The organism is Micromonospora matsumotoense, from assembly GCF_050951065.1.
In the GTDB taxonomy this organism is placed as follows: Bacteria; Actinomycetota; Actinomycetes; order Mycobacteriales; family Micromonosporaceae; genus Micromonospora; species Micromonospora matsumotoensis.
Map to the genome: position 1 here is coordinate 4,858,392 of NZ_CP192025.1, position 15,087 is coordinate 4,873,478.

Genomic DNA, 15,087 nt, shown 5'->3' on the forward strand with positions numbered 1-15,087 from the left:
TCAGGTGTGGGGGCCGCGGCGCATCGGACGCAGGGCCGCGCGGCTGGACGGCGTGTCGCCAAGCCTGCCGGCCAGTTCGGCGACGGTCGGCGCGTCGAGGAGAACGGGCAGCGCCAGGTCGACGTTCAGCTCAACCCGGACCCGGCTGACCAGCCGCACAGCCAGCAGCGAGTGCCCACCCAACGCGAAGAAGTCGTCCTCGACGCCGACGTGGTCCAGGCCCAGGACGTCCGCGAAGAGAGCGCACAGCTTTTCCTCTCGCGCGTTCGCCGCAGGCCGGCTGGACCCGACAGCCCCGCCGAAGTCCGGCGCCGGCAACGCCCGCCGATCAAGCTTCCCGCTACTGGTCAACGGCAACTCATCCAGAACAACCACCGCCGCCGGGACCATGTACTGCGGCAACCGCCGCCCCACGAACTCCCGCACCCCAGCACCATCACCCACGACGTACGCCACCAACCGGTCATCCCGCACGACCACCGCCGCCTGGCGCACCTGCGGATGCGCCGCGACTGCTGCCTGCACCTCACCCAACTCGATCCGCACACCACGGATCTTCACCTGGTCATCGGTGCGACCCAGATAGTCCAACTCGCCGTCCCTGGTCCAGCGGACCAGGTCACCGGTGCGATACAACCGCTCACCCGACTCGAACGGGCTGGCCACAAACCGCTCCGCCGTCAACCCCGCCCGACCCACGTATCCCCGCGCCAACTGCACACCGGCCAAATACAGTTCGCCGCCGGCGCCCACCGGGACTGGTTGCAGGCTGTTGTCCAAGACGTAGGTGCGGGTGTTCGCCACCGGCGACCCGATCGTCACCGGTGCACCCACCTCACACCGGGTCGCGGTGACATCCACCGACGCCTCCGTCGGCCCATACAGGTTGTGCAGTTCGGTGTCCGGCAACACCGTCAGAAGTTGGTCCTGCACCGCCTCCGGAAGCGCCTCACCCGAACACACCACCCGGGACAGTCCGGGACAGGACGCGGCCACCGGAAGGAACGCTTCCAACATCGACGGCACGAAGTGCGCCGTCGACACGTTCTCGTCGCGGATCAACTCCGCCAGATACGCCGGATCACGATGACCACCCGGACGGGCCACCACCACCGTCCCACCCACCACCAACGGCCAGAAGAACTCCCACACCGACACGTCAAACGTAAACGGAGTCTTCTGCACCACCCGCTCACCAGCAACCAACCCAAACCGGTCCTGCATCCACCGCAAGCGATTCACCACACCCCCATGCGACACCACCACACCCTTCGGCCGACCCGTCGACCCCGACGTAAACAACACATACGCCGCACCACCCGAGGACACCTCAACCGACCCCACATCCGGACCGTCCAACCCCACCACCGACTCCAACACCACCACCGCACCCGCATCAGCCACCAACACCTCCACCCGCGCCTGCGGAAACTCCGGATCAATCGGCAAATACGCACCACCAGCCTTCAACACCCCCAACAACGCCACCACCAGGTCGAGCCCACGGCCCATCCGCACACCCACCACCGACTCCGGCCCCACCCCCACCGACCCCAAATACCTCGCCACCGCACCAGCCCGGACGTCGAGGTCCCGATACGACACCGACTCACCCTCGAACACCACCGCCACCGCATCCGGCGTGGCCGCCACCTGACGGGCGAACAACGACACAATGGTGTCGTCCACCGGATACGACACCGCCGTGTCATTCCAGTCCACCAACAACTGGGAACGCTGCGCCTGGTCGAGCGCCTGCACCCGGGTCAGCGGCACCTCACCATCGACCTCCAGCGCGGCCACCATGTTCTCGATGGTCGTGGCCAACAGCGACGCCACCAGACGCGCATCAATGGGAGCCACCGCGTCAACGGTCAAGCCAATGGCGTCGCCGCTGTCGTCCACCGCGATCGTCAAGGGGTAGTTCGTGTGCTCCTGCGTGTACACCACGCCGATGCTGTCGTCGTTGTGCTCATTGGTCGAGGCGTCGACTGGTTCGCTGGGGCGTTGGGTGTGGCGGTAGTTGAACAGTGAGGTGAACAGCGGGGTGTTGCCCGTTACCCCACTAGCGCGTTGCGCCAGGGCCAATGAGGCGTGTTCGTGTTCCAGCAAACCCGCGAGTTGATCCCGCATCCCCGTCACCTGCGCCCGCACACCCACCCCACGCATCACCACCCGCACCGGCAACGTGTTGATGAACGGCCCCGGCACCCGATCCGCACCCACACCCGCGTTCATCCGCCCGAACAACACCGTCCCGAACACCACATCATCACGCCCCGACAACACCCCCACCGCCCGCGCCCACGCCACATGCAACACCGACGCCGCACTCACCCCCAAACCCGCCGCCACCACCCGCAACCTACCCACCAACCCCGCATCCACCACCACCCGACGCCGCACCTGCCCCGAACCATCACCCCGCACATCCAACACCCCAAAAGGCGCCGTCGACTCCACCACATCACCCAACAAACCCCGGAAAAACTCCTCATGCCCACCCACACCACCGCCACGAACCTGCGCCACAAAATTCCTAAACGGCAACACCTCACCCAACGCCTCACCACCACCCGCCAACACCAACCGCACCTCATCCAACAACACATCCAAACCCAAATGATCCTGCACCAAATGATGCACCCGCACCACCACCAAACACGAACCAGCCCCACCACTGTCGCCGCCGATGTCGGTCGTGTTGTCGTTCACCGCGACATGCACATCCACCAACGGCGCCCGACCCAAATCCATCACCGAACCCACCACCGCCAACAACTCATCCACACCCACCGCCGCCACCTCCACCACCGGCAACACCACCCGACGCCACACCACCTGCACCGGCTCCGGCAACCCCTCCCACACAATCCCCGTCCGGAAAATGTCATGCCGACCCACCACCACCCGCAACGCCTCCACAAACCGACCCAACACACCCCGATCCGCAAACTCCAACACCGTCGGCAACACATACGCATCCCGACCACCATCAGCCAACAAATGATGAAACAAAATCCCCTCCTGCAACGGAGCAAGAGGATAAATGTCGGCGATGTTCGCCGCGCCACCATCCACAGTCGCCGCGATGCGGTCGATCTGCTCCTGGGTCAGGTCCACCAACGGCAACATGCCCGGAGTGATCACCGACGCGTCCACCGGAATCAGATTCGCCGGCACCTCAACCATCTCCACACCACCAGTGGCCGCCAACGCCGCCGGAGTCGGCGTCTGGAAGAACGCCCGCACCGGCACCGACACACCCCGCCGCCGCAACCACTCCACCAACCGCACCACCAACAACGAATGCCCACCCAACGCAAAGAAGTCATCCTCCACACCCACGCGCTCCAAGCCCAGAACCTCGGCGAACCCCGCGCACAACAACTCCTCCCGCGCATTCGCCGCAGGCCGGCTGGACCCGACAGCCCCGCCGAAGTCCGGCGCCGGCAACGCCCGCCGATCGAGCTTCCCGCTACTCGTCAGCGGCAACTCATCGAGAACGACGACAGCGGCCGGGACCATGTACTGCGGCAACCGCCGCCCCACGAACTCCCGCACCCCAGCACCATCACCCACGACATACGCCACCAACCGGTCATCCCGCACGACCACCGCCGCCTGGCGCACCTGCGGATGGGCCGCGACTGCTGCCTGCACCTCACCCAACTCGATCCGCACACCACGGATCTTCACCTGGTCATCGGTGCGACCCAGATAGTCCAACTCGCCGTCCCTGGTCCAGCGGACCAGATCACCCGTGCGATACAACCGCTCACCCGACTCAAACGGGCTGGCCACAAACCGCTCCGCCGTCAACCCCGCCCGACCCACGTATCCCCGCGCCAACTGCACACCGGCCAAATACAGTTCGCCGCCGGCACCCACCGGCACTGGTTGCAGACTGTTGTCCAAGACGTAGGTGCGGGTGTTCGCCACCGGCGACCCGATCGTCACCGGTGCACCCACCTCACACCGGGTCGCGGTGACATCCACCGACGCCTCCGTCGGCCCATACAAGTTGTGCAACTCGGTGTCCGGCAACACCGCCAGAAGTTGGTCCCGCACCGACTCCGAAAGCACCTCACCCGAACACACCACCCGGGCCAGACCGGGACACGACGCGACCACCGGAAGGAACACCTCCAACATCGACGGCACGAAGTGCGCCGTGGACACGTGTTCCTCACGGATCAGGTCGGCCAGGTAGGTGGGGTCGCGGTGACCACCCGGACGGGCCACCACCACCGTCGCGCCCACCACCAACGGCCAGAAGAACTCCCACACCGACACGTCAAACGTAAACGGCGTCTTCTGCACCACCCGCTCACCGGCTGCCAACCCAAACCGGTCCTGCATCCACCGCAACCGATTCACCACACCCCCATGCGACACCACCACACCCTTCGGCCGACCCGTCGACCCCGACGTAAACAACACATACGCCGCACCACCCGAGGACACCTCAACCGAGCCCACATCCGGACCGTCCAACCCCACCACCGACTCCAACACGACGAGGGCACCCGCGTCGCGCACCAACACCTCCACCCGCTGCTGCGGGAACTCCGGATCAATCGGCAGATACGCACCACCAGCCTTCAACACCCCCAACAACGCCACCACCAGGTCGAGCCCACGGGGCAAACACACCCCCACCACCGACTCCGGCCCCACCCCCACCGACCCCAAATACCTCGCCACCGCACCAGCCCGCACATCCAACTCCCGATACGACACCGACACACCCTCAAACACCACCGCCACCGCATCCGGCGTAGCTGCCACCTGCCGGGCGAACAACGACACAATGGTGTCGTCCACCGGATACGACACCGCCGTGTCATTCCAGTCCACCAACAACTGGGAACGCTCCTCGGCGTCCAGCACATCCACAGTGCTCATCCGCGCACCCGGGTCGTCGACAAGCGCGGTCAAGACCCGCACGAACCGCTCCGCGAGACCACTCACCGTCGTGGAGTCAAACAGGTCCGCGGCACCGACCATTGAGCCGTGCAGGCCGGCGGCGGTGCCCGTGCTGTCGTACGACTCCTGCAGGGTGCAGTGGAGATCGAACTTCGAGGTCGGGGTGCCGGTGCTCACTTGACCCGTCTCCACGCCGGGGAGGTCCAGCACGGGGGCAGTCTGGTTCTGCACGGTCAGCATCACCTGGAACAGCGGGTGTCGGGACAGCGAACGCTCCGGCGCCAACTCCTCCACCAACCGCTCGAACGGCACATCCTGATGCTCAAACGCCGACAACCCCACCTCACGAACCCGCCCCAACAACTCCACAAACGACGGATCACCCGACACATCCGTCCGCAACACCAACGTATTCACAAAAAACCCCACCACCTCATCCAACGCCTCATCCACACGACCCGCCACCACCGTCCCCACCGGCACATCCACCCCCGCACCCAACCGCGACAACAACACCACCAACGCCCCCTGCAACACCATGAACACCGTCACACCCTCAACCCGCGCCACCTCCACCACCCGCGCATGCACCCCCGCCGACACCACCAACCCCACCCCACAACCCCCACGACCAGCCACCACCGGACGCACCCGATCCACCGGCAACCCCAACTCCTGCGGAACACCCGCCAACACCCCACGCCAAAACCCCACCTGCCGCGAACCCACACTCCCCACATCCGACTCCACACCCAACAACCCCCGCTGCCACACCGCAAAATCCGCATACTGCACCGGCAACGGCGACCACCCCGGCACCTGACCCACCCGACGAGCCGCGTACGCCTGCGACAGATCCCGCGCCAACGGGGCCATCGACCAGCCGTCGGCCGCCACGTGATGCACCACAAGCACCAGTACCGACCCGTCGAACAACCACGCCCGGACCGGCACCTCGGCGGTGAGGTCGAACGGCTCCGCGATCGCCGCCGCCACGGCGGCGTCCTGGTCATCGGTCTCGGCGATCGTCAACCGCCAGTCCAGCTCATCGACGGGAATGATCTGTTGGAACGGCTCTCCGTCGACCATCGGCAACACCGTGCGCAACACCTCGTGCCGGGCCAACACATCCCGCAGCGCCAACTCCAGCGCCACCGGGTCGACCCCGTCGAGGCGCAGCACGATCGGCACGTGATACGCCGCCGTCGACTCCTCCAACCGGCTGATGAACCACAACCTGCGTTGTGCGAAGGACAGCGGCACCCGCGCCGGCCGTTCGACCGACGTCAGAGCCGGACGGGCCTGGTCTTCCGCGGACGACAGCCGCACCGCCAACGCCCGTGGCGTCGGCGCTTCGAACAACGTCCGCAGGGGCACCTCGACGCCCAGCACCGTCCGTACCCGACCGGCGAGCCGCACCGCCAACAGCGAGTGCCCGCCCAGGGCGAAGAAGTCCTCATCCACGCCCACGGCGTCACGGCCCAACACCGCGGCGAATGCCGCACACAACAATTCCTCGTGAGGCGTCATCGCACCCCGACCGGAACCGGGACGGCGTTCCACCACCACCGGGGCCGGCAGTGCTCGACGGTCCACCTTCCCGCTCGACGTCAACGGCATCCCGGCCAACACCACAAGCGTTGGCACCATGTACTCCGGCAACCGCGCCGCCACGAAACCCTGCACAGCCTCGATGTCGAGGTCCGCACCGCCGGTCACGTACCCGACCAGCCGTCGCTCGCCCGGGCTGTCCTCCCGAACCACCACGACCGCCTGGTGAACTGCCGGATGTGCCGTCAGCGCAGCCTGCACCTCGCCCAGCTCGATCCGGAACCCCCGGATCTTCACCTGGTCATCCGCCCGACCCGCGAACACCAGCTCACCGTCGGCGTTCCACCGCACCAGGTCACCGGTGCGGTACATCCGCTCGCCCGCCCCGAAAGGACATGCCACGAACCGCTCGGAGGTCAGCGCGGCCCGTCCAACGTAACCCCGCGCCAGCTGGGACCCGGCGATGTACAGCTCACCGACCACACCCACCGGCACCGGCGCCAACGCGTGGTCGAGGACGAAGACGCGGCTGTTGGCCAGCGGCCCGCCCAGCGGTAGCGGGCCCGGACGCTGCGGGTCGATCGCGTCCACCGCCATCACGATCGTCGTCTCGGTCGGCCCGTACATGTGGACCAGCTTGCGGCCCGGCGCCCACCGGGCCGCCAGCGCCGGGTCGACGACCTCGCCGCCGACGAACAGCACCCGCACGCCGGCGAGGTCGTCCGGTTCGAGCACGCCGAGCAGCGAAGGCACAAGCGTCGCCGTCCGTGCCCCGGACGCCGCGACGAGCGCCCGTAGCAGTTCGGGCTCGGCACGCTCGGCCTCACTCGGCACGACCACGGTCCCACCGCGGCTGAGCGGCACGACGATGTCCATCACCGACATGTCGAAGGAGAACGACGCGTACTGCAGCATCGCCGTGCCGGGAGTGATCTCCAGGTGATCGGCGATGGCGGACACGAAGTTGGTCAGCGCGTCGTGGTCGACCAGCACCCCCTTCGGTCGGCCGGTCGAGCCGGAGGTGAAGATGACGTAAGCGGCCTGGCCGCCGTGTCCCCACTCCGGAAGTGACACGTCGTCGGCGTCGTCCGGCAGCGCGTCGATGAGGATCAGGTGCGGTCCGGCGGGCACCGCCCCGGCGGTCGCCGGGGTGGCGACGATGGCCACCGGTTGGGCGTCCTCCACCACGTACGCCAGCCGCTCGGTCGGCGTCTCCGGGTCGATCGGCAGGTACGCGCCGCCAGCCCGCCACACGGCCAGCAGCGCGACGATCATGTCGAAGCCGCGCGGCAGGCGCAGCGCGACGACCGTCTCCGGTCCGACGCCGTGTGCCACCAGCACCCGAGCCAGCCGGTCAGCACGTGCGTCCAGGTCGGCGTACGAGAGGATCGCTCCGCCGAAGTGGACTGCCGGAGCGTCCGGCGTGGCCGCGACCTGGGCGGCGATCAGGGCCGGGACCGACGTCGGGTCGATCCGCGCGCCGGTGGCATTCCAACCGGTGAGCACGTCATATCGCTCGGCCTCGTCGAGCAGGGTGACCGCGCTCAACCGGGTTCCCGGCTCGGCGGCGACCGTGCCCAGGACCCGTACGAACCGGTCGACGAGCCGCCGCACGGTGTCGGCCTCGAACAGATCAGCGGACCCCCGCACGACACCGCGCAGCCCGAGTGGCGCGCCGTCCGCGTTCCACGTTTCGCGCAAGCTGAACTCGAGGTCGAACCGGATCGCCCGAGTGCCCGCGGACAACCGGTACGCGTCGGCGCCGACGATGTCCAGGCTCGCTTCGACCTGGTTCTGCACGTTCAGCGCCACCTGGAACAGCGGGTGCCGCGACAGTGACCGAGCCGGCGCGAGTTCCTCCACGAGGCGGTCGAAGGGAACGTCCTGGTGCTCCAGGGCTGCCACGGCGGTGTCCCGGACCCGAGCGAGGAGTTCGGTGAAGGCCGGGTCGCCGGACAGGTCGGTCCGCAGCACGAGCGTGTTCACGAAGAAGCCGACCAGGTCATCGAGGGCCTCGTCGGTCCGGCCGGCGACGACCGAGCCGATCGGAACGTCGGTGCCGGCGCCGAGACGGGACAGCAGGACCGCGAGGGCTGCCTGAACCACCATCGGCACGGTCACACCCTCGGCGCGGGCAAGCGCGCGCAGCCGGACGTGCACCGCGGCGGGCACGGTCAGGTCGATGCTGTGGCCCTCGTGGCCGGCGGTGGCCGGGCGCGGTCGGTCGACCGGCAGGTTCAGTTCCTCGGGTACGTCGGCGAGCCGATCCCGCCAGTAGATCAGCTGCCGGCCGGCGACGCTGTCCGGGTTGTCTGGATCGCCGAGCAGCTCCCGCTGCCACAGTGCGTAGTCGGCGTACTGCACGGGCAGCGGACGCCAGTCCGGGGGGCTGCCGGCACGGCGGGCCGCATAGGCGGTGGACAGGTCCCGGGCCAGCGGCTCCCAGGACCATCCGTCACCGGCGATGTGATGGACGACCACCACAAGCGTCTGCTGGTCGAACAGCCAGGCCCGGATCGGGATCTCCTGCGCGAGGTTGAAGCGGTAACCGGTGGCGGCGGCGATCGCGTCCGACTCGCCCGTGGCGAGTTCCAGCGACCAGTCCAGATCCGTCGGGTCGACCACCCGCTGGTACGGCTCGCCGTCCGCCGTCGCGAACACGGTACGCAGCACCTCGTGTCGGGTGATCACGTCGCGCAGCGCCGCGTCAAGGGCCGCCGGGTCCACGTCGCCGGACAGCCGGAGAACCACAGGCATGGTGTAGGTGACCGATGGGCCTTCGAGCTGGTTGATGAACCACAGGCGGCGCTGCGCATACGACAGCGGCATCCGCTCCGGCCGGATCTGCACGCCGAGCGCGAGCCTGGCCTGGTCGGCGTCGGACAGCCGGGCCGCGAGCCTGGCCGGCGTGGGAGCGTCGAACAGGGTACGGAGTCGCACGTCGGCGTGGAACACCATCCGGATCCGGCTGATCAGCCGGACCGCGAGCAGCGAGTGTCCTCCCAGGTCGAAGAAGTCGTCGTCGACACCGACGTGGTCGAGGCCGAGCACGTCGGCGAACGCGACGCGGAGCAGCTCCGTACGGGGGTCGAGCGAGTCGCGGTCGACGCCGGCGGGCGCGGTCCGGTCCGGGGTGGGCAGCGCGGAGCGGTCCAGCTTGCCGTTCGAGGTCAGCGGCAGCGCGTCGAGGACAACGACGGTCGATGGCACCATGTGCTCGGGCAGCCGCTGTGCCACCCACTCCCGCAGCCCACTGCCGTCGCCTCCGACCACGTACGCCACCAGCCGGTCGTCCCGGAGGAGCACGGCCGCCTGGCGTACGTCGGGGTGCGCGACCAGGACGGTGTGGATCTCGCCCGGCTCGACCCGATACCCGCGGATCTTCACCTGATCATCGACCCGGCCGAGGAACACCAACCGCCCATCAGGAAGATGCCGCACCCGGTCCCCGGTGCGATACATCCGCTCACCCGACCCGAACGGACACCCCACAAACCGCTCCGCGGTCAACCCCGGCCGGCCCACATAACCCCGCGCCAACGCCACACCCGCGACATACAACTCACCCGCCACCCCGACCGGCACCGGCTGCAACCTGTCGTCAAGCACGTAGGCACGCACGTTACGAATCGGCGTACCGACCGGCACCACAGCGTCACCGTCGAGGCGACCGGTGAGCACACCGATCGTCGTCTCCGTCGGCCCGTAATGGTTGAACACCGGCCGGCCGTCCGCAGCCGCCACCAGCTCCCGCACCCAGTCCACCGGCGCCGCCTCACCACCCAGCACCACACCACCAGCGGGAACCAAAGCCGCCAGGCCACCCGCAGCACCCAACGCCATCAGATGCGACGGCACCACCTTGAAATGATCGATCCGGTGCTCGACCAGATACCCGGCCACCGCCACCGGATCCGTCACCACCCGCTCAGGCAGGATGTGCAACTGCCCACCCCGCGCCAACGACGCGAACAACACCGTGTTCCCCAGGTCCGTCACCTGCGCCTGCAACAACGCATACCGACCCCCCACCTGCGGGAAACCCAACCTCTCCGGCACCGACGCCACATAATTCGCCACCGCCGCCTGCGTCACCACCACACCCTTCGGCCGCCCCGACGACCCCGACGTATAAATCACATACGCCGGATGCTCCGGCAACACCCCCCGATCCCCCAGCCCATTTACCGACATCGCGTCAATCGCCGGGTCGTCGAGCGCCACCACCGGTACCGGTGACACGTCGCACCGACCCAGGACGAGCACTGCACGGCAGTCGTCCAACAGGTACGCGATGCGATCCGCCGGGTGAGCCGGATCGATCGGCAGGTACGCCGCACCGGCCTTCAGCACCGACAGCAGTCCCATGATCGGGTCGGCACCTCGGTCGAGGCACAGCCCCACCACCGACTCCGGTCCCACCCCGCGATCCACGAGGAGACGGGCGAGCTGGTTGGTGCGGCGGTCGAGCTGCCCGTAGGTGAGGGCGCCGCTCTCGGAGACGATGGCGACCGCGTCCGGGGTCTGGGCTACCCACCGCTCGAACGATTCGAGGAGCAGAGCGGTCGGTACGTCGGTGCCGGCGTCGTTCCAGTCGACGAGAATTCGCCTGCGGGCGGCTTCGTCGAGGACCTCGACCGAGTCGAGTGGCAGGTCATCGTCCGACTCAAGGGCAGTTACCAGGTTTTCGATGGCGGTGTGCAGCAGCAGGGCCACCTCGGCGGCGTCAATCGGCGCAACCGCGTTGACATTCAACGCCATGGTGTCGCCTGCGTCGTCCAGGGAGACGTTCAGCGGATAGTTGGTGCGTTCATGGGAGTAAACAATTCCGATGCCGTCGAAGTCTGCCTGCGGTTCGCTGGGGCGTTGGGTGTGGCGGTAGTTGAACAGCGACGTGAACAACGGGGCACTACCCGCCACCCCACTCGCACGTTGCGCCTGGGCCAACGAGGCGTGTTCGTGTTCCAGCAAACCCGCGAGTTGGTCGCGCATGCCGATCACCGCCGCCCGCACACCCACCCCACGCAGACCCACCCGCACCGGCAACGTGTTGATGAACGGCCCCGGCACCCGATCCGCACCCACACCCGCATTCATCCGCCCGAACAACACCGTCCCGAACACCACATCATCACGCCCCGACAACACCCCCACCGCCCGCGCCCACGCCACATGCAACACCGACGCCGCACTCACCCCCAAACCCGCCGCCACCACCCGCAACCTACCCACCAACCCCGCATCCACCACCACCCGACGCCGCACCTGCCCCGAACCATCACCCCGCACATCCAACACCCCAAAAGGCGCCGTCGACTCCACCACATCACCCAACAAACCCCGGAAAAACTCCTCATGCCCACCCACCACACCACCACCACGAACCTGCGCCACAAAATTCCTAAACGGCAACACCTCACCCAACGCCTCACCACCACCCGCCAACACCAACCGCACCTCATCCAACAACACATCCAAACCCAAATGATCCTGCACCAAATGATGCACCCGCACCACCACCAAACACGAACCAGCCCCACCACTGTCGCCGCCGATGTCGGTCGTGTTGTCGTTCACCGCGACATGCACATCCACCAACGGCGCCCGACCCAAATCCATCACCGAACCCACCACCGCCAACAACTCATCCACACCCACCGCCGCCACCTCCACCACCGGCAACACCACCCGACGCCACACCACCTGCACCGGCTCCGGCAACCCCTCCCACACAATCCCCGTCCGGAAAATGTCATGCCGACCCACCACCACCCGCAACGCCTCCACAAACCGACCCAACACACCCCGATCCGCAAACTCCAACACCGTCGGCAACACATACGCATCCCGACCACCATCCGCCAACAAATGATGAAACAAAATCCCCTCCTGCAACGGAGCAAGAGGATAAATGTCCGCAACATTCGCCGCACCACCATCCACAGTGGCGACGACCCGATCAATCTGCTCCTGCGTCAGGTCCACCAACGGCAACATGCCCGGAGTGATCACCGAAGCACCCGCCGGAATCAGATTCGCCGGCACCTCAACCGAGTCGACACCGCCGGTCGCTGCCAACGCCGCCGGGGTCGGCGTCTGGAAGAACGCCCGCACCGGCACCGACACACCCCGCTGCCGCAACCACTCCACCAACCGCACCACCAACAACGAATGCCCACCCAAAGCAAAGAAATCATCCCCCACCCCCACGCGCTCCAAGCCCAGAACCTCGGCGAACCCCGCGCACAACAACTCCTCCCGCGCATTCACCGCAGGCCGGCTGGACCCGACAGCCCCAGCGAAGTCCGGCGCCGGCAACCCCCGCCGATCAAGCTTCCCGCTACTCGTCAGCGGCAACTCATCGAGAACGACGACAGCGGCCGGGACCATGTACTGCGGCAACCGCTGCCCCACGAACTCCCGCACCCCAGCACCATCACCACCGACGACAACGACGTAGGCGACCAGCCGATCGTCGCGCACGACCACCGCGGCCCGCACCACCTGCGGATGCGCGGCCACCGCCGCCTGCACCTCACCCAACTCGATCCGCACACCACGAACCTTCACCTGGTCATCCGTACGACCCAGGTAGTCGAGTTCCCCACCGGGGGTCCACCGGACCAGGTCACCCGTGCGATACAACCGCTCACCCGCCTCGAACGGGTTCGCCACGAACCGCTCCGCCGTCAACCCCGCCCGACCCACATACCCCCGCGCCAACTGCACACCAGCCAAATACAACTCACCCGCCGCCCCCACCGGCACCGGCTGCATCGCGCTGTCCAACACATAGGTACGGGTGTTCGCCACCGGCGACCCGATCGTCACCGGCACACCCACCTCACACCGGGTCGCCGTCACATCCACCGACGCCTCCGTCGGCCCATACAAGTTGTGCAACTCGGTGTCCGGCAACACCGACAGAAGCTGGTCCCGCACCGACTCCGAAAGCACCTCACCCGAACACACCACCCGGGACAGTCCGGTACACGATCCGGCCACCGGCAGGAACACCTCCAACATCGACGGCACAAAATGCGCCGTCGACACGTTCTCCTCACGAATCAACTCCGCCAGATACGCCGGATCGCGGTGACCACCCGGACGGGCCACCACCACCGTCCCACCCACCACCAACGGCCAGAAGAACTCCCACACCGACACGTCAAACGTAAACGGCGTCTTCTGCACCACCCGCTCACCCACCACCAACCCAAACCGGTCCTGCATCCACCGCAACCGATTCACCACACCCCCATGCGACACCACCACACCCTTCGGCCGACCCGTCGACCCCGACGTAAACAACACATACGCCGCATCCCCCGCACCCACCGACGGCAAGACCACCGGCACCACCGGCACCACCACCTCCTCCACCACTACCCGCGCCACCCCCAACGGCACCACCGACGCACAACCCACCGACGTCACCACCGCCACCGGCAACGCATCCGCAAACATCACCCCCACCCGCTGCACCGGAAACTCCGGATCCACCGGCAGAAACGCACCGCCCGCCTTCAACACCCCCACCAACGCCACCACCAAATCCACCCCGCGCGGCAAGCACACACCCACCACGGACTCCCGACCCACCCCCACCAACCGCAAAGACCGGGCCACCGCACCAGCCCGCGCATCCAACTCCCGATACGACACCGACACACCCTCGAACACCACCGCGACCGCATCCGGCGTAGCCGCCACCTGCCGGGCGAACAACGACACCACCGTGTCATCCACCGGATACGACACCGCCGTGTCATTCCAACCCGACAGCACTTGCCAACGCTCCCGCACATCGAGCACATCCACAGTGCCCACCCGCGCGCCCGGCTCACCAACTAGCGCGGTCAGCACCCGCATGAACCGCTCCGCCAGAACACCCACCGAACCCGAATCGAACAGATCAACCGCAGCCGTCAACGCACCGCGAAGACCTGCCGGTGCGCCCGCTTCGTCATGGGTTTCCTCAATGCTCCATTCGAGGTCGAACTTGGCGGTGGCAGCAGCGGCGATGGACGGCGCGGCGCTCTGGATGCCGGGCAGGTCCAGCACCGCCTCAGCGTTGTTCTGCAGCGTGAGCATCACCTGGAAGAGCGGGTGCCGGGCCATCGACCGCGCCGGGGCCAGTTCCTCCACCAGCTTCTCGAACGGCACGTCCTGGTGCTCGAACGCGGACAACGCGGTCTCCCGCGCCCGGACCAGCACCTCGCGGAAGGTCGGGTTCCCGGACACGTCGGTCCGCAATACCAGGGTGTTGACGAAGAAGCCGACGACGTCGTCGACTCCCTCGTCGTTTCGTCCCGCAGCGGCCGTACCGATCGGGATGTCGGTGCCGGCGCCCAGCCGCGACAGCAACACCGCCAGAGCGGCCTGCAGTGCGTTGAAGACGGTGACACCCTCGGCGCGGGCCAACTCCTGTAGGCGGGCATGCAGGTCGGCGGGGATCCGTAGCGGTTCCCGGTGGCCGTTCCGGCTGGCGACAACCGGCCGCGGCCGGTCGGTCGGTAGCCGCAGTTCCTCCGGCGCGCCAGCGAGTGCCGCCTGCCAGTACGCCACCTGCCGGGCGATGACGCTGTCCGGGTCGGTCTCGTCACC

General features: G+C 67.5%; 1 protein-coding gene (cut by a window edge). It reads right to left on the reverse strand.

Annotated elements, in window-relative coordinates; translation table 11 throughout:
- A protein-coding gene (locus ACQP1S_RS20820; protein ID WP_432898088.1) for a non-ribosomal peptide synthase/polyketide synthase crosses the window boundary here: on the reverse strand, positions 1 to 15,087 show its 3' portion. The gene runs 16,200 nt beyond the window's last position; 15,087 of the gene's 31,287 nt are visible here — the last part of the coding sequence; the start codon falls outside the window, past its right edge — the gene reads right to left on this strand; the stop codon is at positions 1 to 3.